Here is an 18714-nt window from a genome sequence, read left to right on the forward strand (position 1 = left end):
GGTACGGTTCACCTGTGTCGAAGTTCCAACCGTCCCGCTCGCAGGTGCCGGTCGACGAGCGGTCCGTGCTCGCGACCGTCCCCGGACTGCCCTGGTGGGGTGCCGTCCTGACCCTGCTGGTGTTCACCGGAGTCGGTGCCGTCGCGGCGGGCGAGTACACGGGCAGCAACGCCGGGGTCCTCGCGATGGCGGTCGGTGCGATCGTCGCCGTGCTCGCCGTGCGCAATCGGGCGCTGTTCACCGCGATCGTGCAGCCACCACTGGTGATCGCCACCGCGATCCCGGTGTACAAGTGGTTCTCTCTCCCCAGCCCCCGCAGCACCAGCAAGATCCTCACGGACGTGCTCTTCCCGCTCATCTCACTCTTCCCGTGGATGTTCTGGATCTCGGTGGTCGTCATCGCGATCGGCGGTGCCCGGTTCATGCTGTACCGGCGGCTCACCGCGACCGCGCGCAGCGTGCAGCGGGCCGGTTCGACCAGCGCGAAGTCCGCCACCGTCGCGAAGTCCGGCACCACCACGAAGTCCGGCACCGCCACGAAGGCCGGGGCCGCGAAGAAGCGGGCCGGGTCCTCCGGCCCTCCCCTCGGCAAGCGACTCCGTGCAGCGTTCACCCGCATGCGTCCCGACCCGGCCGCGGCCCCCGCAGCGGCGGGTGCTGCCGCCCTCGTCGCCGACGGCGCCGCGCGGTCCGAGCGCCACCAGGGCCGCTCGTCGCACCGGTCCAGTCGTGCCGTCCGGGACCGCGCGGAGCGCCGCGAGCGCTCGGAGACCGCGGCCACCGAGTCGGCGGCCCGTGGCCGCAGCTCCGCCGCCCGGCGCGACGACCTCGGGCGCGCGGAGCCCCGTCGCGAGGGTGCCCGCCGCGAGGACCCGCGCCGCGAGCGCACCCGCCGCGAGGAGATCGCCGCCCGCGACGCCGGCGCCCCGGCCACCCAGGTCAACCGCGTGGTGCGTCCCGACTCCGCGCCGATCCGTCGGCCCGAGCCGATCCGACGCCCCGTCGACGGGGATCGTCGCGACCTGCCGCGAGGGGCCCGGCCCCGGCCCGCGGTCGCCCAGGGCGACCGCCCGCGGCCCGGCGTGCACGACTCCCGGGAGCTGCGCCGCGACGGCGAGCGGCGGTCCCTCGACCCGCAGCCCCGGTGGCGCGGCACCCCCGAGACGGCCTCGCGGCCGGACGCACCGTCGGGCCCGCACCGCGCCGCCGCACGTGCGGATTCCCGCGACTACCGGCGTGAGGCGCGCGACATCGACCGCGCCCGCGGCGTCGCGGAGCCCGCCGCCCCGCGACCCGAGCGCGAGCGGCCTCGGATCCCCCGCGACGATTTCGCCTCACTCCCCCGCCTCTCGGGTGACCGCTCGGCCCAGCCCGATCTGCCGAGCCTCTCCCGGGACGCCGAGCGTCCCTCCCGGCGGGCGGAGGCACCGTCGAGCCCGGGTCGCTACGAGCACTACCGGGCGCCCCGCTACCGACCCCAGAGCGAGGACACGGCCGTCGAGACGAACTTCCGCGACGACTTCGCCGAGCCCGCGGAGGAGCCTCGGCAGATCCGACGGCACCGCTACAAGGATTGATCGGCGCTCACCACCGGCGAAAGAAACCCGCGGCCATCGGCCGCGGGTTTCTTCGTGGAACGGGTGTCGGCCCTCAGGCCTTGGCGCGGGGCCGCAGCTCGCGCGGGAGAGCGAAGACCAGCGTCTCGTTCGCGGTGGTGACGGACTGGACGTCCTCGAAGCCCTCGCCGTCGAGGTACTCGACGACTCCCTTGACGAGGATCTCCGGCACCGACGCGCCGGAGGTGATGCCGACGGTGCTCACGCCGTCGAGCCACGCCGGGTCGATCTCGCGGGCGAAGTCGATGAGGTGCGCGGCGCGGGCACCGGCCTGCAGCGCGACCTCCACCAGGCGCACCGAGTTCGACGAGTTCCGCGAGCCCACGACGATCACCAGATCGCACTCGGGCGCCATCGCCTTCACCGCGACCTGACGGTTCTGCGTCGCGTAGCAGATGTCGTCGCTCGGCGGGTCCTGCAGCTTGGGGAACTTCTCCCGTAGGCGACGCACCGTCTCCATCGTCTCGTCGACCGAGAGCGTGGTCTGCGAGAGCCAGACGAGCTTCTCCTCGTCCCGGACGACGACCTTCTCGACGGCATCCGGGCCGTCGACCAGCTGCACGTGCTGCGGCGCCTCACCGGCCGTTCCCTCGACCTCCTCATGACCCTCGTGGCCGATCAACAGGATGTCGTAATCGTCGCGCGCGAAGCGCTTGGCCTCCTGGTGCACCTTGGTGACCAGCGGGCACGTCGCGTCGATGGTGCGCAGACTGCGCTGCGCCGCGCCCTCGTGCACCGCGGGTGAGACGCCGTGCGCGGAGAACACCAGGAGGGAGCCCTCGGGCACCTCGTCGGTCTCGTCCACGAAGATCACGCCCTTGTCCTGCAGCGTCTCGACGACGTGCCGGTTGTGCACGATCTCCTTGCGGACGTACACGGGCGCGCCGTGCTTCTCGAGGGCCTTCTCGACGGTCTCCACCGCACGGTCGACGCCCGCGCAGTAGCCGCGCGGCTCGGCCAGCAGGACTCGCTTGCCAGAACTCATGCCCCCAGGCTACGGCACCTGACGGAGACTCCGCGGCCGCGATGAGGCACCCTGGACGCATGAGCCGTTTACCGTTCGTGGTCCGCGTCGCCCTCGGGGCCGTGTCGCTGGCCGCCGAGAAGGGCCAGGAGATCGTGACGGGCGCCGTCAGCGCGCCGCTCACGCTGGGCAGCAAGTCCGCGCAGGCCTTCATCGCCGTGCAGCAGGACCTCGCCGACCTGGCCGTCCGTGGCGACCGCGCGATCGAGACCGTCTTCCCCGCCAAGGAGGAGGAGCAGGCCGCCTGGGCCACGTTCGACGACGACGAGGACGTCGACGTGGACCTGCCCGCACCGGCCCGGGCCGCGTACGGCGAGGTCCGCCCCGCCTCCGAGCCCGCGGCCCCCGCCGCGGAGCAGCCCACCGCCGCGGAGCAGCCCGCCGCCACGGAGCCCGCCGGTACGCCCGCCGCAGCTCCGGCGCCCACCGCCGAGCACCCGGGCACGGAGCCCGCCGGGGCCGAGCAGGCACCGTCGGGCGCCGGACGGTACGCCCTGTACAGCTCGCCCGCCCCGGCACCGTCGGGCACCGCGACCGTCGCGGAGACGCCGGACGACCTACCGGCGGCGGCCCTGCGCATCGACTACCCCGAGCTGACGCTCGCGCAGCTGCGCGGCCGCCTGCCCGGGCTCACCACGGCCGAGGTCGAGTCGCTCGTCGCATACGAGCGCGACCACAAGGACCGGGCCCCCTTCCTGACGATGCTCGAGAACCGCATCACTCGGTGACCGCACCCGGAACCGGCGCGGCGGCCGGTCCCTCCTCCGGCGGGCCGTCGAGCGCCGAACACCCGTGGCCCGTCCGCGTGGTCTCGATGAAGATCGGGCAGTGGATCGACCGGCTCGGCGAGGTCTGGGTCGAGGGGCAGATCACGCAGCTCAACCGCCGCGGCGGCGGCACCGCGTTCCTCACCCTGCGCGACCCGTCGGCGAACGTGTCCGTGCAGGTCACCTGCCTGCCGGCCGTGTTGGACCGGTCCGACGTGCCCCTGAACGAGGGCACGCAGGTGATCGTGCGCGGCAAGTTCACCTACTGGGCCGGACGTGGCAGCCTCTCACTGCGGATCACGGAGATCCGTGCCGTCGGCGTGGGCGAACTCCTCGCCCGCATCGAGCGGCTGCGGCAACTGCTGCACGCCGAGGGCCTGTTCGACCCGCGGCTCAAGCGGCCCCTGCCCTTCCTGCCGCGCACCGTCGGCCTGGTCACCGCACGGGCCAGCGCGGCCGAGCGCGACGTGCGGTCGATCGCCGAGGGCCGCTGGCCGGATGTGCGGATCCGCGCCGAGTACGCCACGGTGCAGGGTCCGACCGCGGTCCCGCAGCTGGTCACGGCGCTGCGCGCGCTGGACGCCGACCCCGAGGTCGATGTCATCATCATGGCCCGCGGCGGCGGCAGCGTGGAGGACCTGCTGCCCTTCTCCGACGAGGCCCTCTGCCGGGCCGTGCACGCGGCCCGGACCCCGATCGTCTCCGCGATCGGCCACGAGCCCGACAACCCGCTCTGCGATTTCGCCGCCGACGTGCGCGCCGCGACCCCCACCGACGCCGCGAAGCGCGTCGTGCCCGATGTGGTGTCCGAGCTCGCGCGGATCGCCGAGCTGCGGTCCCGCGCGGCCGCGGCCCTGCGCGGCTGGGTCTCGCGCGAGGCGCACACCCTCGAGGCGCTGCGCTCGCGGCCGGTGTTCGCGCACCCGATGCGGCTCGTCGACGACCGGGCCACCGAGATCGAGCGCATGCTGCGCGACGCCCGGCGGGACGTGCGGCGCACCGTCGACCGGGAATCCGACGGGGTGCGGCACCTGGCCGCGCGCCTGACGACTCTCGGCCCCGCGGCCACCATGGCCCGCGGCTACGCCGTGGTCCAGAAGATCACGCCCGACGGCGAGAATCCCGTCGTGCGCAGCATCGACGACCTCGCGCCCGGCTCGCAGCTGCGGGTCCGGGTGCCCGACGGTGCGGCCAAGGCGGCGGTGATGGGTGTGGAACGACTGGGAGGGAAGACCGATGACTGACGAGACACCGGCGGCCGAGCTCGGCTACGAGCAGGCCCGCGACGAGCTGACCGTCGTGGTGAAGCTGCTCGAGCAGGGCGGGATCGACCTCGACGAGTCGCTGCAGCTGTGGGAGCGCGGAGAGGCGTTGGCCAAGCGCTGCGAGGAGCACCTCGCGGGCGCGCGGGCCCGGATCGAGAAGGCCATCGCCGACGGCGAGCAGTGACCTACTTCGGCGCGTCCGACGGTGCCGCGGGGGCCTGCTCCCCGGTGCGGGGCAGCGGCGCCTGCGACTGGACCGCGGACGCGAGCTCGGTGAATCGCGGCACCGTGCCACTGCCGAAGACGACGATCACAGCACCGTCGAGCTGGAGCACCCAGGCGCTGCGATTCTTGTCGTTCGGGCCGTAGACGTCCCAGGTCCGATCCCCGACGGGGATGGTCCCCGAGGGCTTCGCCGACGAACCGTAGACCGATTCCACGACCTTCCCGACGGGCGCGCTGGACTGCGAGAGCTGCAGCGAGTTCTTCTCGGGCGTCACGTAATTGACGGAGAAGACCTTGCCGCCGGTCACGTCGTCGTCGCGGGTCGCGGTCGCCTTCCAGCCGTCGGGAACCCCGCGGTCCACACCCGCACCGCCCGGCATCCGGACGGGGAAACCGAGCGTCTGCGCCGAGACCTCGAAGACGCCCTGCGGGTTGATGGCCGGGACCGTCTCGTCCTTCGGGTCCGCGCCGAAACCGAGCTTGAAGTTGCCGGACGCGATCAACGCGATCAGGCACAGCATCAGCAACGGGACCATCGTGAAGACGAGGTCGCGACGGCTCTGCAGGATGCGGGGTTTCTCAGCCACGCCGTCCAGTATCCCGAAAGCGTCGGGCACCGTCGGAGGCGGCATAGCCGAACCCGGACCGGGCCCGGCATGGAAGAATCTGCGTCGAGGCCCCGCCGCGCCCGCCGCGCGCATCGAGATCAATGGAGGATCACCCATGTCCGACAGCAACACCGACGCGAATCCCATCGCCCCGGACCGGAACCTCGCCATGGAGCTGGTGCGCGTCACCGAGGCCGGCGCTCTCGCGGCCGGCCGCTGGGTCGGCCGCGGCCAGAAGGAATCCGGCGACGGCGCAGCGGTCGACGCCATGCGCCAGCTCGTCTCCACCGTCTCGATGAGCGGCGTGGTCGTGATCGGCGAGGGCGAGAAGGACGAGGCGCCCATGCTCTACAACGGCGAGGAGGTCGGGAACGGCTTCGGGCCGTCGACCGACGTGGCCGTCGACCCCGTCGACGGCACGACGCTGATGGCGAAGGGCATGCCCGGCTCGATCGCGGTGCTCGCGGTGTCCGAGCGCGGCGCGATGTACGACCCGTCGGCCGTGTTCTACATGAACAAGATCGCCGTCGGCCCCGAAGCCGCCGGCGTCATCGACATCAACGCCCCCATCGCCGACAACATCGCCAAGGTCGCCAAAGCCAAGGGCATCAAAGTCACCGACGTCACCCTCACCGTGCTCGACCGCCCCCGCCACGACCAACTCATCGCCGACATCCGCGCCACCGGCGCCATCGTCCGCCTCATCTCCGACGGCGACGTCGCCGGCGCCATCGCCGCCGCCCGCCCCGAGGCCAAGACCGACATCCTCGTCGGCATCGGCGGCACCCCCGAGGGCATCATCGCCGCCGCCGCACTGCGCTGCATGGGCGGCGAGATCCAGGCGACCCTGGCACCGTCGAACGACGCCGAGCACCAGCGACTCGCGGACCTGGGCATCGACCCGACCCAGGTCCTCACCACCACCGACCTCGTCCGGGGCGAGCACGTCTATTTCGCCGCCACCGGCGTCACCGACGGCGACCTGCTGCGCGGCGTGCGCTACCGCGCGGACGGCGCCACCACGCAGTCGATCGTGATGCGCAGCCGGTCCGGCACGGTCCGGATCGTCGACGCGACGCACCGCCTGACCAAGCTCAAGACCTACGCGCAGATCTTCGACTGAGTGATCTTCTTCTCGGGCCCTGGGAATGATCCCGGGGCCCGAGTACTTTTCTAAGGTATGGCTAATACCGCTGAAACCCCCGCAACCGAGTACCGCATCGAGCACGACACCATGGGCGAGGTCCGGGTGCCTGCGGAGGCGCTGTGGCGGGCGCAGACGCAGCGCGCGGTCGAGAACTTCCCGATCAGCTTCCGCCCGCTGGAGCGGGCGCAGATCCGGGCGATGGGACTACTCAAAGCAGCTGCGGCACAGGTCAATCAGGATCTCGGGCTGCTCGCCCCCGACAAGGCCGCCGCGATCGTCGCCGCGGCGCGCGAGGTGGCCGACGGGCTGCACGACGACCAGTTCCCCATCGACGTGTTCCAAACCGGCTCGGGCACCAGCTCGAACATGAACGCCAACGAGGTGATCGCGTCGCTGGCCGGCCGCGCCGGCGTTCAGGTGCACCCGAACGACGACGTGAACATGTCGCAGTCCTCCAACGACACCTTCCCGACAGCCACCCATGTGGCCGCGACCGAAGCGGCCGTGACCTCCCTGGTCCCCGCGCTCGAGCATCTGCAGGCGGCGCTCGCCACGAAGTCCGCGGCGTGGCGATCGGTGGTCAAGTCCGGCCGCACGCACCTCATGGACGCAGTGCCCGTAACGCTGGGCCAGGAGTTCGGCGGTTACGCCCGGCAGGTCGAGGCGGGCGTCGAGCGCGTACGCGCCACGCTCCCCCGCGTCGGCGAGGTCCCCATCGGCGGCACCGCCGTCGGCACCGGGCTCAACGCGCCGGAGCGCTTCGGCTCGCTGGTAGTGGCAAAGCTGGTCAAGCTGACGGGCGTCGACGAGATCCGGCTGGCCAAGGACAACTTCGAGGCGCAGGCCGCCCGCGACGGGCTCGTCGAGCTGTCGGGGGCGCTGCGCACCGTCGCGATCTCGCTGACCAAGATCGCCAACGACGTCCGCTGGATGGGATCGGGGCCCCTGACGGGCCTCGGCGAGATCGCCCTGCCCGACCTGCAGCCCGGCAGCTCGATCATGCCCGGCAAGGTGAATCCGGTGCTCCCGGAGGCGGTGACGCAGGTGGCCGCGCAGGTGATCGGCAACGACGCCGCGGTGGCGTGGGGCGGCGGCAACGGCGCCTTCGAGCTCAACGTCTACATCCCGATGATGGCCCGCAACGTGCTGGAGTCGATCGCGCTGCTGGCGAACGTGTCCCGGCTGTTCGCGGACCGCTGCATCGACGGGCTCGTGGCCCACGAGGACCGGCTGCGGACGCTCGCGGAATCGTCTCCGTCGATCGTGACGCCGCTGAACTCGCTCATCGGTTACGATCAGGCCGCGGCCGTCGCGAAGCAGGCGCTCAAGGAGAAGAAGACCATCCGCCAGACGGTCATCGACCGCGGCCTGATCGGCGACGAGCTCACGCTCGAGGAACTGGACCGGCGGCTCGACGTGCTGGCCATGGCGAACGTCGACCGCCAGCGCTGATCGCGCTCAGGTGAGCGACGCGGCACCGATCGCGCCGTAGGGCGCCGGTGCCGGCGCGCATTCCCCGTCGATGGCGAGCGCCGAGACGGTGACCGACCGGGCCCCCGCGACGGAGACCGAGATCTTCTCCGGTTGACCGTTGCGGGTGAGCACGGCCGAGAGGCGGGAGTCGCCGTCCACGATGAAGGAGATGCGCACCTGCAGGTCGCTCGGGGTGTGCGGCTGCAGTCCGAGGACGCCAGTGAGCTTCGAGAACTCGCCGTTCAGCCGGTAGACGGCCGTCGAGGCCGTGCCCTCACAGCCGATCCAGACGCCGGTCGCACTGCGGTAGGTGATGCCGGCGAGGCTTGCCGTCAGCGCCTGCCCCGTCCCGCCGACCGCGCTGGACGTGGCCAGCCGCGTGTAGAGCGGGGTGCCGGTGGGCGTCGCGCTGGACTGCTCCGCGGGCGCGACCGCGGCGGCCTTGGTATCCACGCTGAGGCCGCCGGGGTGCGCCTCGTTCGACGACGCCGCCGGTCCGCCGCACGCGGCGAGCGCGAGCCCCGACGCACAGAGGACAAAGGTGAAACTTGTTCTCAATCTCACTCTGCGAGCGTAGCCCGTAGGGCGATGTTCGGGTCCCGCTCAGCGGCGATCGACGAGAACGTACGACGCCCCGGCGGCCGCCGCCGCCACGCCCAGGACGGACGGCCACGCGCCGATCTTCTTCGCCAGCGGATGCGAAGCGCCGAATCCGCCCAGGTAGACCGCACCGAGAGCGACGGCGGTGGTCGCACCGCCCTTCGCGTACCAGCCCTGCGCGGCCGCGGCGCCCGCCGCCGCCAGCACGACGCCACCCAGCGGACGGATCCCCGTCTCCCGCGCCACGTAGTAGCCGCCCACGAGCCCCGCCGCCGCGATCGGCGCCGTTCCGATGCGATCGATGATGTTCGTCATGCCTCGACAGTACCCACTACCGCGCGTAGTAGTTCTGTGGTTCCGATCGAAGTACGCGCGATGCCTGCACGAACGTCGCCCCAGGCGGCGAACGATCCGCGTTTCCACAGGTCACCGATCCCTCCGCGCCGCTGAGCCCGACGTTGGTGCGCTCAGCTCGGGTAGTAGATTCCTCCCGGGAGGTGCGAGATGTCCTTTTCGCCGGGTGAGGTCTTCGCGGGGTACACGATCGTGCGTCGTCTCGGCGCGGGAGGCATGGGCGAGGTGTACCTCGCGCAGCATCCTCGCCTGCCTCGCCACGACGCGATCAAAGTCCTCCCACCGCATCTCGCGACGGATGAGGCCTTCCGGCTACGCTTCCTCCGCGAGGCCGATCTCGCCGCCACCCTCAATCACCCCAACATCGTCGGAGTTCTCGACAGGGGCGAGGAGGGCGGTCGGCTGTGGTTGTCGATGCCGTACATCGACGGGATCGACGCTGCGGCGCACATAGCGCAGTCTCCGGGCGGCCTGCCGTTCGACGCGGTCGTCGCGATCGTCCGCGACACCGCTGCAGCACTCGACTTCGCGCACCAACGGGGCATCCTCCATCGGGATGTCAAGCCCGCGAACATCATGCTCGACGGCTCGCGTGCGTTGCTGTCCGACTTCGGGATCGCTCGGGCGGCGGGCGACACGTCCGATCTGACCGCCACCGGGACGACCATCGGTTCCGTCGCCTACGCCGCGCCGGAGCAGCTCCGGGGCGACGAGATCGATTCGCGCGCAGATATCTACTCACTCGCTACGACCGCCTATGCCCTCCTCACGGGCTCCCGGCCGTTCGACAGGAGTAGTCCCGCGGCCGTGATCGCGGCAGCACTCGACGGCGCCGTCGTTCCGGTGACCACCAGGCGCCCCGATATCCCTCCGTCCGTCGACAGTACGATCGCCCGTGGCATGGCCGGCTCCCCCGCCGATCGCCCTCGGAGCGCCGGAGAATTCGCAGCTGAACTCGCTGCGGCACCGGCGGAGCCGACGGTCATCCGCGCCGTGCCGCCCGCGGCGGGGGCGCACGACGTCCCGACGATGATCGCGCCGACTCCGGCGCCGTCACGGCCTCCCGAGCGGAAGTCCCGGCGCACGTGGGTCCTTCCCACCGCGGTCGCAGCTGCCCTCGTGGTCGGCGCCCTCGTAGCGGGCACAGCCGCGATGCTCGGCCGCTCCGATTCCACCGGAGCCTCTCCTGCCATCGAATCGAGCACTGTTCCGGCGACCGTCGTGGTTGCCCCGCCGACCATGACCGTGCCCGCGACCGCGCCGGCGCCCACGGTCGCCCCGGCGCCGACCGCGCCATCGCGCGGCGCCGGCGACCTCGGCCTCACCCGAGCGGTGAGCCGGCCGCCGTGCGACGGGAGGTTCATCCTGATCCTGGGTTCGATCGAGCAGTCGAACCCCGCGGTCAAGAGCCTCGTGAACGACCAGTTGTCATCGAATCCCGGCGCCGAGTACTTCTACAGCCGGGCCCTGAATTGCGGCTCGATCCGCTCCGCCGACGACAACGGCGAGGCCTTCTACACTCCCTACATCGACTACGGCACGTCGAGCGTGGCTGCGTGTAACGGACTGCAACACCGCGGTGTCTACGTTCGCGTCCTCCGCAACAGCACCGGCACGGGAGAGGCCGCGAACCCGTGCAAGTAAGTTCGAGGGTATGAGTACACCCCGCTGGTTCACCGACACCAAGGACGGCCACAGCGAGTGGTACGTCGAGCGCTTCCGGACGATGGCGCGCGAGGGCGCGGACCTGGCCGGCGAGGCGCGGCTGGTGGACGCGATGGTGGGCCGCGGGTCGCGGATCCTGGACGCCGGTTGCGGACCGGGGCGCATCGGCGGCTACCTGCATTCCGTGGGCCACGACGTGACCGGCGTCGACGTCGATCCGGTCCTCATCGCCGCGGCCGAGCAGGATCACCCGGGTCCGCGCTGGCTGGTCCAGGACCTGGCAGGGCTGGACCTCGACGGCGTCTTCGACGCCATCGTCTGCGCGGGGAACGTCATGGTCTTCGTGGCGGAGGGCACGGAGACGACGGTGCTGCGGAACTTCCGCGCGCACCTCGCGGACGACGGCTTCGCCGTGGTGGGCTTCCACACGAACCGCGGGCTCACGCCGGAGCGGTTCGACACCCACGCGAAGGACGCCGGCCTGCGCACCGACCTGCGCCTGGCGACCTGGGACGTCAGGCCGTGGCACGACGACGCCGACTTCGCGGTGACGATCCTGCGCCCGGCCTGACCGGGACCGGGTCTACCGCTCCTTGGAGCGCACCCGAATACCGCTGAGCGGCAGGGCGACCTCACCCGACGGGTCGGTGAAGAAGTCGTTGCCCTTGTCGTCGACGACGATGAACGCGGGGAAGTTCTCGACCTCGATCTTCCACACCGCCTCCATGCCGAGCTCCGGGTACTCGATGACCTCCTGCGACTTGATGCAGTCCAGCGCCAGACGCGCCGCGGGCCCGCCGATGGAGCCGAGGTAGAAGCCGCCGTGCGCATCGCAGGCCTGCGTGACCTGTTTGGACCGGTTCCCCTTGGCCAACATGATCATCGAGCCGCCCGCGGCCTGGAACTGGTCGACGTAGCTGTCCATGCGGCCCGCGGTGGTGGGGCCGAAGGAGCCGGACGCCATGCCCTCCGGCGTCTTCGCGGGTCCCGCGTAGTAGACGGGGTGGTCCTTGAGGTACTGCGGCATCGGCGCGCCCGAATCCAGCAGGTCCTTGATCTTGGCGTGTGCGATGTCGCGTGCCACGACCAGCGGCCCGGTCAGCGACAGCCTGGTCTTGACCGGGTACTTCGACAGCTCGGCGAGGATCTCGGGCATCGGTCGGTTGAGGTCGATCTCGACGACCGCGCCGCCCTCGATGTCCTCCGCCACACCGGCATCCGGCATGTACTGCGCGGGATCGGTCTCGAGCTGCTCGAGGAAGACGCCGTCCGCGGTGATCTTGCCGAGCGCCTGCCGGTCCGCCGAGCAGGATACGGCGATCGCGACGGGCAGCGACGCACCGTGCCGCGGCAGGCGCACCACGCGCACGTCGTGGCAGAAGTACTTGCCGCCGAACTGCGCGCCGATCCCGAAGGACTGCGTCAGCTCGAAGACCTTCTCCTCGAGCTCCTTGTCGCGGAAGCCGTGCGCGGCAATCGATCCGGTCTCCGGCAGCTCGTCGAGGTAGTGCGCCGAGGCGTACTTCGCGGTCTTGAGCGCGAACTCCGCCGACGTGCCGCCGATGACGATCGCGAGGTGGTACGGCGGGCAGGCCGCGGTGCCCAGTGAGCGGATCTTCTCGTCGAGGAACTTCAGGATCCGGTCCGGGTTGAGGATCGCCTTCGTCTCCTGGAACAGGAAGGACTTGTTGGCCGAGCCGCCGCCCTTGGCCATGAACAGGAACTTGTACTCCGGCCCCTTCGGCCCCTGCTCGGTGGCGTAGATCTCCACCTGCGCAGGCAGGTTGGTGCCTGTGTTCTTCTCCTCGTACATGGTGATCGGCGCGTTCTGCGAGTAGCGCAGGTTCAGCTTGGTGTACGCGTCGAACACGCCGCGCGAGACCCATTCGCCGTCCTCGACGCCGGTCAGCACACCCTCGGCCTTCTTGCCCATGACGATCGCCGTGCCCGTGTCCTGGCACATCGGCAGCACGCCGCCGGCGGAGATGTTGACGTTCTTGAGCAGGTCGAGCGCCACGAAGCGGTCGTTGCCCGACGCCTCGGGGTCGTCGATGATCTTCCGCAGCTGCTTCAGGTGCGCGGGCCGCAGGTAGTGGCTGATGTCGTGCATCGCCTCGGCGGTCAGCTTCTGGATCGCCTCCGGCTCCACCTTGAGGAACTTCTGCCCGTCCACCTCGAAGGTCGACACGCCTTCGGTGGTCAGCAATCGGTACGGCGTGGTGTCCGGGCCGATGGGCAGTAGATCGGAGTAGATGAATTCGGGGCTGTTCGAAGTCACGCCTTCGAGGGTATTCCCCCTGCACATCCGTGTCCGGCTTAGGCTGCCCTACCTGCGGCGTCCGTTCCCGACGGTGCCGTCACCGCAGGACCGGGAGGGCCAGACCGAGGGCACCGACGACACTGAGCCACAGCCGCGCCAGGTTCCACGCTCCCCACGTACGCGCGAACTCGGCCCAGTCGACGGTGCCCGCCATCAGCCGCTGGTTGAGGGGTACGTTCACCGCCACCGTCAGCGCGAACGCCGCGATCGCGCACAGCGCCCCCAGCACGCCCGCGGTGGTCCGACCGCCGAACCCGTCCGCGATCACCAGAGCGACGGCGGCCACGAGCGGCACCACCGCCCCCAGCACGAAGATCGCGAGGAAGGGCGGCCGCTCGACCGCGACGTTCATGCGGCGCATGGCCTCGGCACCGTCGGATACGCCGTGCTGGGCCGTGATCACCGTGGCGTAGGCGAAGTAGAAGCCGGCCAGCAGTGCGCTGAGCAGCGCAGCCGATCCGAGGAGGAGTTTGAGTGTCATGGTTCCAGGATCACGCCCCGGTGTGGCGTCATCCATGGTTCAGGCCCCTGATTCCATACGCATTCGTCTAACCTGACAGGGGTGGACCCCCTGTTCCGGATGGTCTCCGGCCTTCGCGCTCGGGGCCTGTTCTCGCTGCGCATCTCCATGGCGCCGCCGTGGTCCGTCGACATCGACGACGGTGCGCCGCTCAGCGTGATCGCCGTCGACCGCGGCGCTGCGTGGCTGGTCGGCGACGACGCGCGCATCCGCCTCGAGGCGGGCGCCGTCGCCCTCGTCGCGCACGGCCCGCGCTACCTCGTCGCCGACGATCCGGGCCGCGCCCCGACGGTCCGCATCGGGCCGGGCGGAACGTGCATCCCGCTCACCGAATCGATGCGGTCGACCACCCATCGCGGCCTGCTCACGTGGGGCAACCACGACGACGGTGCCGATCAGCTCCTGGTCGGCACGTACGCCTCGGCATCCCAGGTCGGCCGGCACCTCGTCGAGCAGCTCCCCGTCTTCACCGTCCTCCCGCCGGGCGAGGTCGATGAAGCCCTGCTGGGGTTGCTGCGCCGCGAGCTCGCGGACCCGCGCCCCGGGCACAGCTTCGTCATCGACCGCCTGCTCGATGTGGTGGTCTGCGCCGCGATCCGGGCCGCGGCGCACACCGCCCCGACCGGGTGGCTCTCCGGCAGCGTGGACGACACCGTGGCAGGTGCCCTGGACCTGATCCACGACGCGCCGGAGCGGCCGTGGACGGTGGCGGCGCTCGCCGCGGAGTTGCACGTCTCCCGGGCCGGCCTGGCGGCCCGGTTCCGGGATGCGGTCGGCGAGCCGCCCGGGCGGTACCTGACCCTGTGGCGCCTCACCCTGGCCGCGGACGCGCTGGCGTCCACCGCCGACGGGCTCGAGGCGATCGCCCGCCGGGTGGGCTACGGATCGCCGTACGCGCTGAGTGCCGCGTTCACGCGGCACCACGGGGTGAGCCCGTCGCAGTACCGCAGGACCGCGCGCCTCACCTGAAGCCGAACAGCGGAGGGAAGGCCAGAGCGACGATCGCCGCCCACGCCGCGTACGCGGGGAGCGTGCCGGTCTGCCAGCGCTCGACCGAGACGAAATCCCTACGCCCGCGGACGAATCCGACGCCGAGCACGGCCGCGCCGGCGAGGATCACCAGCAGGATCAGGTTCAGCCCCACCACCGCGGCCTTGTTCGGTGAGGCGCCGAACTCGGCGGTCCGGGTGAGCATCGCGACCAGCACCACCAGGTCCACGGCGATCGCCGCGACGACGAGGGCCACCTGCAGCCGATCGAAAACATCGGGCCGGCGCCGCGGGTCGCGGGCGGAGACCGCGTAGAGCAGCAGCCCCACCACGAGGACGAGTACCACCGTCATGAAGACGAGCAGGTCGCGGTCCACGCCGATCAGCCCGGGCCGGGAGGCGAAGGCCACCAGCACCACGAGCAGCATGAGCAGCGTGATCGGGGTGAAGATCCGGGTCAGCACGGGCGCGATGTTCTCGATCACCTCCTGCTTCGCCTCGACCAGCCACGCCGCCACCAGCACCGCGCCGCCCACGCAGACCGGCAGCACCCAGGTGGTGATCGGGGTCTCGGCCTGCAGTCCGACGGTGCTGAGCGCGCCGATGGTCAGGCCGGTGATCGCGCCGCCGCCGAGGGCGATGAGCAGGAAGTAGATCGCGTACTCGCCGGTGAACCGCACGAAGTCCATCCGGCGCGGCCCCGAGCGCCACGCGCCGCCGGTGTACGCCACGCCGACGCCGAACCACAGCACCACGGGGGTGGCCACGACGCACAGGACCTCGGTCGAGGTGCCGGAACCGAATCGGTACGCGGCGAGCACCGCCGCCGTCACCACGAAGCCGCCGAGGACGATCGCGGCCCCGCGGACGGGCATCGATCGCTTCCAGGCGAAGTAGGCCACCAGGAAGGGCGCGACCGCGAAGGCGACGAACCGCGGCGACACGTCGCCCAGCAGCTGCAGCACCGCGAGCAGCGAGAGGCCCGCACCCGCACCCAGCGCGAGCACCACCGGCAACTCACCGCGCCGCGCCGCCGCGTCCTCTGCGGCACCCAGCACCAACTGCTTCCACAGCCGATCGGAGTGCTCGCGGGCGAACTCGTGGGCGACCGCGTCCGCGGCGCCCATCCGCTTGACCGCGACGAGGAAGGACTCATCGCCGTCGAGACCGCGGGCCTCGAGGTCCGAGATCGTGTCGCGCAGATGCGATTCGAGTTCGTCGACGTCCTCGGGCCGCAGCTTCCGCCGGCCCTCCAGGTACCCGCGCCACTGCCGGATCTGCGCATCGACGGGGCCGGTCATGCGAGCCCCGGGTGCGGCGCACCGTCGGACCAGAGGACGTCGAGGGCGGCACTGACGGCCCGCCACTGGTCCCGACGGTCCGCGAGCGCCTCCCGGCCGGCAGGGGTGATGGCGTAGTGCTTGCGCTTGCGACCGGTCTCGGCGACCTCCCACCGCGATTCGACGTGTCCGAGCCTCTCCAGGCGATGGAGCAGCGGGTAGAGCATCCCGTCGGACCACTCGAGGCGCCCGCCGGAGAGGTCGCGGATGCGAGTGAGGATGGCGTAGCCGTAGCTGTCCCCGCTGCTGAGGATGCTCAGCACCAGCGGGGTCGCCGACGCGGCGACCAGGTCCTTATCGATGTGCATGCCGACCTCCATACCTAGAACCACTAGGTACAGGTATACCTTGCGGTTCTAGGTATGACAACGGTCGGCGCGGCGCCCGGTCACGCGCCGGGGGCGAACTCCTCCAGCATCTCGGTGACCAGGGCGGCGATCGGCGAGCGCTCGGAGCGGGTGAGCGTGACGTGCGCGAACAGCGGGTGCCCCTTGAGCTTCTCGATCACCGCGGCCACGCCGTCGTGGCGCCCGACCCGCAGGTTGTCGCGCTGCGCGACGTCGTGCGTGAGCACCACCCGCGAGCCGCTCCCCAGCCGGGAGAGCACCGTCAGCAGCACGTTGCGCTCCAGGGACTGCGCCTCGTCGACGATGACGAAGGAGTCGTGCAGCGACCGGCCACGAATGTGCGTGAGCGGCAGCACCTCCAACATCCCGCGGTCCATCACCTCGTCCATCACCTCGGGCGAGGCGAGACCGTCGAGAGTGTCGTAGACGGCCTGCGCCCACGGCCCCATCTTCTCGTTCTCGGAGCCCGGCAGGTAGCCGAGGTCCTGGCCGCCGACGGCGTACAGGGGCCGGAAGACCACGACCTTGCGCTGCGTGCGCTTCTCCAGCACCGCTTCGAGACCCGCGCAGAGCGCCAGGGCCGACTTGCCCGTACCGGCCTTGCCGCCGAGGGAGACGATGCCCACCGACTCGTCGAGCAGCAGGTCCAGCGCGACGCGCTGCTCCGCACTGCGGCCGTGCAGGCCGAAGGCCTCGCGGTCGCCGCGGACCAGCTGCAGCTGCTTCTCCGCGGTCACCCGGCCCAGCGCGCTGGACGTGCCGCCCAGTAGCCGAACGCCGGTGTTGCACGGCAGGTCCCGTGCGGCGTCGTGATCGACCACGCCGCCCGCGAACAGCGCGTCGATCACCGCGCGCGGAACCTCCAGCTCCTCCATGCCCGTCCACCCGGAGGTCACCACGTCCTGCGCCCGGTACTCGTCGGCCGGCAGGCCCACCGCGCCGGCCTTGACCCGCAGCGGGATGTCCTTCGACACCAGCACCACGTCCCGGCCCTCGGCGCGCAGGTTCAGCGCGCAGGCGAGGATGCGGGAGTCGTTGGTCTCGGTGCGGAATCCGACCGGCAGCACGGTCGGGTCGATGTGGTTGAGCTCCACCTGAGCCGTGCCGCCGCCCGGCGTGGGGATCGGCTGGTCGAGGCGGCCGTGCTCGAGGCGCATGTCGTCGAGCATGCGCAGCGACTCGCGGGCGAACCAGCCGAGCTCGGCGTGGTGGCGCTTGCCCTCGAGTTCGCTGATCACCACGAGCGGGAGCACGACGTCGTGCTCGGCGAAGCGGGTGATGGCCCAGGGATCGGACAGCAGGACGGAGGTGTCGAGCACGTACGTGCGGGGGGTCTCACGGAAAGACACGGTGACGCTCCTAGCCTGCGCGGCGCCCACGCAAGCGTGTAGCTGCGGCCGGCCGGTCCAAACGTCTCGGTGCGCGGTCTACGCCCCGACGACGAGGACCGGGGCCGGCCCTCTCGCGACGATCAGTCGAGTCACGGTTGGAACCTCACGGGACGAACTGCTTCCCCGCAATCCGTCACCGTCAAACTAACGCCGAACGCGCCGCCCGGGCGGGACCCGGAGCGGCGCGTTCGTTAACAGTTCGTGACGACTTAGAGTGCGAGACCCCACGTCGCGAGGAGCCCGTTCAGGATCTCGCGGTCCCGCTCGGGCGAGCTGATGCCGGCCTCGGTGACGATGCGGCGGGCCTCGTCGAGCCCGTCGGCGGTCTCGGCACCGATCGGCGACGCGACGCGCGCCTGGCCCAGCAGGGCGTCCTTGACGTGGCCCTCGTTGACGTCCAGCGCGACGGTGAGCAGCTCGGTCCAGTACTGCTGCTGCACGCGGTCGTCGTTCGCGATCTTGCGCAGCGTGGTGACGAGGCCGGCGGGCGTGCTCTCGACGGTGTCCGCGTAGTCGGCGAGCCGGTCGAAGTAATCGGCCGACAGCGCCTCGTGCACGATCACCATGGCGATCTGCTCCGCGATCTTGATCTCCTCGCGGGTGCCCTCGTACTGGCGGTAGCCGCGGGTCACGGCCTCGAGGCGCCACATCTCCAGCTGCTCGACATCGCAGGTGCGGCTGACCACGACGTGATCGCGCAGCGCGATGCCGTGGCGGTTCTCCTCCGCGGTCCAGTGGCCGACGAACTTGCCCCAGTCCGACTCGATGAGGTGGTGCTGCGCCAGCAGGCGGTGGAAGGACGGCAGGTGGTCCTTGGTCAGCAGGCCCAGGATGAGGCCGTTGCTGACCACCGCGTCGACCTTGACGTCGGCGGGGACGAAGTCCTCGCCGCCGAGGAAGGCGTAGTTGCGGCCGTCGTCCCACGGGATGTAGTCGTGCGGCTGCCACGCATCGCCGGCCTCGACATAGGCCGCGCGGATGTCCGGCAGCGCCTTGTCGATGGCGAGCGTCAGGTCGTCGTCGGAGATGCTGGAAGTCACCCGGCCACTCTAAAGCAGGCCCC

General features: G+C 71.2%; 19 protein-coding genes. 9 read left to right on the plus strand and 10 right to left on the minus strand.

Annotated features, from left to right (window positions below; genetic code table 11):
* Positions 1-14 precede the first annotated feature (14 nt).
* Positions 15-1577, plus strand: a complete 1563-nt coding sequence (locus tag AXK61_RS21925; protein ID WP_068747015.1) for a DUF6542 domain-containing protein — start codon at positions 15-17, stop codon at positions 1575-1577.
* Between the two features lie 73 nt (positions 1578-1650).
* Here AXK61_RS21925 and AXK61_RS21930 read toward each other — a convergent pair whose 3' ends face one another.
* Positions 1651-2601, minus strand: coding sequence for a 4-hydroxy-3-methylbut-2-enyl diphosphate reductase (locus AXK61_RS21930; protein ID WP_068574997.1), 951 nt, complete (start codon positions 2599-2601; stop codon positions 1651-1653).
* Between the two features lie 59 nt (positions 2602-2660).
* Here AXK61_RS21930 and AXK61_RS21935 point away from each other — a divergent pair, with 59 nt between their 5' ends.
* The 3 genes from AXK61_RS21935 to AXK61_RS21945 are packed head-to-tail and all read left to right on the plus strand — an operon-like array spanning position 2661 to position 4856.
* Positions 2661-3368 carry a lipid droplet-associated protein gene (locus AXK61_RS21935; protein WP_068747016.1) on the plus strand — a complete coding sequence of 236 codons (708 nt, stop codon included), beginning with the start codon at positions 2661-2663 and terminating at the stop codon, positions 3366-3368.
* Positions 3365-4651 (plus strand): exodeoxyribonuclease VII large subunit, encoded by a 1287-nt coding sequence (xseA, locus tag AXK61_RS21940; protein ID WP_068747017.1) that lies wholly within the window; start codon positions 3365-3367, stop codon positions 4649-4651. Before AXK61_RS21935 ends, xseA begins: the two co-directional genes overlap by 4 nt.
* Positions 4644-4856 carry an exodeoxyribonuclease VII small subunit gene (locus tag AXK61_RS21945; RefSeq protein ID WP_068747018.1) on the plus strand — a complete coding sequence of 71 codons (213 nt, stop codon included), beginning with the start codon at positions 4644-4646 and terminating at the stop codon, positions 4854-4856. Before xseA ends, AXK61_RS21945 begins: the two co-directional genes overlap by 8 nt.
* Before the next feature lies 1 nt (position 4857).
* On the opposite strand, the gene AXK61_RS21950 is transcribed toward AXK61_RS21945, so the two are convergent.
* On the minus strand, positions 4858-5484 hold the full coding sequence (locus tag AXK61_RS21950) for a DUF4245 domain-containing protein (protein WP_197466898.1): 627 nt from the start codon (positions 5482-5484) through the stop codon (positions 4858-4860).
* Positions 5485-5620: 136 nt separating this feature from the next.
* Here AXK61_RS21950 and glpX point away from each other — a divergent pair, with 136 nt between their 5' ends.
* Both glpX and AXK61_RS21960 read left to right on the plus strand, forming a co-directional pair.
* Positions 5621-6628, plus strand: a complete 1008-nt coding sequence (gene glpX, locus AXK61_RS21955) for a class II fructose-bisphosphatase (RefSeq protein WP_068747020.1) — start codon at positions 5621-5623, stop codon at positions 6626-6628.
* 57 nt (positions 6629-6685) lie between these two features.
* Entirely contained in the window at positions 6686-8104 is a 1419-nt protein-coding gene (locus AXK61_RS21960) for a class II fumarate hydratase (protein ID WP_068747021.1), read from the plus strand.
* A 6-nt stretch (positions 8105-8110) separates the two neighbouring features.
* On the opposite strand, the gene AXK61_RS21965 is transcribed toward AXK61_RS21960, so the two are convergent.
* Entirely contained in the window at positions 8111-8689 is a 579-nt protein-coding gene (locus AXK61_RS21965) for an NPCBM/NEW2 domain-containing protein (RefSeq protein ID WP_082778221.1), read from the minus strand.
* 39 nt (positions 8690-8728) lie between these two features.
* Positions 8729-9040, minus strand: a complete 312-nt coding sequence (locus AXK61_RS21970; RefSeq protein ID WP_068747022.1) for a hypothetical protein — start codon at positions 9038-9040, stop codon at positions 8729-8731.
* 189 nt (positions 9041-9229) lie between these two features.
* Here AXK61_RS21970 and AXK61_RS21975 point away from each other — a divergent pair, with 189 nt between their 5' ends.
* Positions 9230-10723, plus strand: a complete 1494-nt coding sequence (locus AXK61_RS21975; RefSeq protein WP_082778220.1) for a serine/threonine-protein kinase — start codon at positions 9230-9232, stop codon at positions 10721-10723.
* A 10-nt stretch (positions 10724-10733) separates the two neighbouring features.
* The gene (locus AXK61_RS21980; protein WP_068574988.1) at positions 10734-11315 is read left to right on the plus strand and encodes a class I SAM-dependent methyltransferase; all 582 of its coding nucleotides are present in this window, start codon (positions 10734-10736) and stop codon (positions 11313-11315) included.
* Between the two features lie 12 nt (positions 11316-11327).
* Here AXK61_RS21980 and AXK61_RS21985 read toward each other — a convergent pair whose 3' ends face one another.
* Positions 11328-13022: a fumarate hydratase gene (locus tag AXK61_RS21985; RefSeq protein ID WP_414930019.1), complete on the minus strand. Its 1695-nt coding sequence runs from the start codon at positions 13020-13022 to the stop codon at positions 11328-11330.
* Between the two features lie 79 nt (positions 13023-13101).
* Positions 13102-13545: an anthrone oxygenase family protein gene (locus tag AXK61_RS21990; protein ID WP_068574986.1), complete on the minus strand. Its 444-nt coding sequence runs from the start codon at positions 13543-13545 to the stop codon at positions 13102-13104.
* Between the two features lie 81 nt (positions 13546-13626).
* Between AXK61_RS21990 and AXK61_RS21995 the strand changes: the two genes are divergently transcribed.
* Complete coding sequence (locus tag AXK61_RS21995; protein ID WP_231855638.1) at positions 13627-14553, plus strand: AraC family transcriptional regulator; 927 nt, start codon at positions 13627-13629, stop codon at positions 14551-14553.
* Here AXK61_RS21995 and AXK61_RS22000 read toward each other — a convergent pair.
* The 4 genes from AXK61_RS22000 to AXK61_RS22015 form a co-directional block, all read right to left on the minus strand.
* The gene (locus AXK61_RS22000) at positions 14546-15874 is read right to left on the minus strand and encodes a permease prefix domain 1-containing protein (protein ID WP_068574985.1); all 1329 of its coding nucleotides are present in this window, start codon (positions 15872-15874) and stop codon (positions 14546-14548) included. The genes AXK61_RS21995 and AXK61_RS22000 overlap by 8 nt on opposite strands.
* The gene (locus tag AXK61_RS22005) at positions 15871-16221 is read right to left on the minus strand and encodes a PadR family transcriptional regulator (protein WP_068575329.1); all 351 of its coding nucleotides are present in this window, start codon (positions 16219-16221) and stop codon (positions 15871-15873) included. The genes AXK61_RS22000 and AXK61_RS22005 overlap by 4 nt, the downstream gene beginning before the upstream one ends.
* 80 nt (positions 16222-16301) lie before the next feature.
* On the minus strand, positions 16302-17579 hold the full coding sequence (locus tag AXK61_RS22010) for a PhoH family protein (protein WP_068574984.1): 1278 nt from the start codon (positions 17577-17579) through the stop codon (positions 16302-16304).
* 281 nt (positions 17580-17860) lie between these two features.
* Positions 17861-18691, minus strand: coding sequence for an acyl-ACP desaturase (locus AXK61_RS22015; protein WP_068574983.1), 831 nt, complete (start codon positions 18689-18691; stop codon positions 17861-17863).
* Positions 18692-18714: the final 23 nt, after the last annotated feature.

This window comes from Tsukamurella pseudospumae (genome assembly GCF_001575205.1).
Classification (GTDB): Bacteria; Actinomycetota; Actinomycetes; order Mycobacteriales; family Mycobacteriaceae; genus Tsukamurella; species Tsukamurella pseudospumae.

Bases quoted from the DNA above. Each gene is read 5' to 3' on its own strand.
- AXK61_RS22000 (WP_068574985.1), bottom strand. From the start codon at position 15,874: ATGACCGGCCCCGTCGATGCGCAGATCCGGCAGTGGCGCGGGTACCTG.
- glpX (WP_068747020.1), top strand. From the start codon at position 5,621: ATGTCCGACAGCAACACCGACGCGAATCCCATCGCCCCGGACCGGAAC.
- AXK61_RS21970 (WP_068747022.1), bottom strand. From the start codon at position 9,040: ATGACGAACATCATCGATCGCATCGGAACGGCGCCGATCGCGGCGGCG.
- AXK61_RS21945 (WP_068747018.1), top strand. From the start codon at position 4,644: ATGACTGACGAGACACCGGCGGCCGAGCTCGGCTACGAGCAGGCCCGC.
- AXK61_RS21975 (WP_082778220.1), top strand. From the start codon at position 9,230: ATGTCCTTTTCGCCGGGTGAGGTCTTCGCGGGGTACACGATCGTGCGT.
- AXK61_RS21990 (WP_068574986.1), bottom strand. From the start codon at position 13,545: ATGACACTCAAACTCCTCCTCGGATCGGCTGCGCTGCTCAGCGCACTG.
- AXK61_RS21960 (WP_068747021.1), top strand. From the start codon at position 6,686: ATGGCTAATACCGCTGAAACCCCCGCAACCGAGTACCGCATCGAGCAC.
- AXK61_RS22005 (WP_068575329.1), bottom strand. From the start codon at position 16,221: ATGCACATCGATAAGGACCTGGTCGCCGCGTCGGCGACCCCGCTGGTG.
- AXK61_RS21930 (WP_068574997.1), bottom strand. From the start codon at position 2,601: ATGAGTTCTGGCAAGCGAGTCCTGCTGGCCGAGCCGCGCGGCTACTGC.
- AXK61_RS21935 (WP_068747016.1), top strand. From the start codon at position 2,661: ATGAGCCGTTTACCGTTCGTGGTCCGCGTCGCCCTCGGGGCCGTGTCG.
- AXK61_RS21980 (WP_068574988.1), top strand. From the start codon at position 10,734: ATGAGTACACCCCGCTGGTTCACCGACACCAAGGACGGCCACAGCGAG.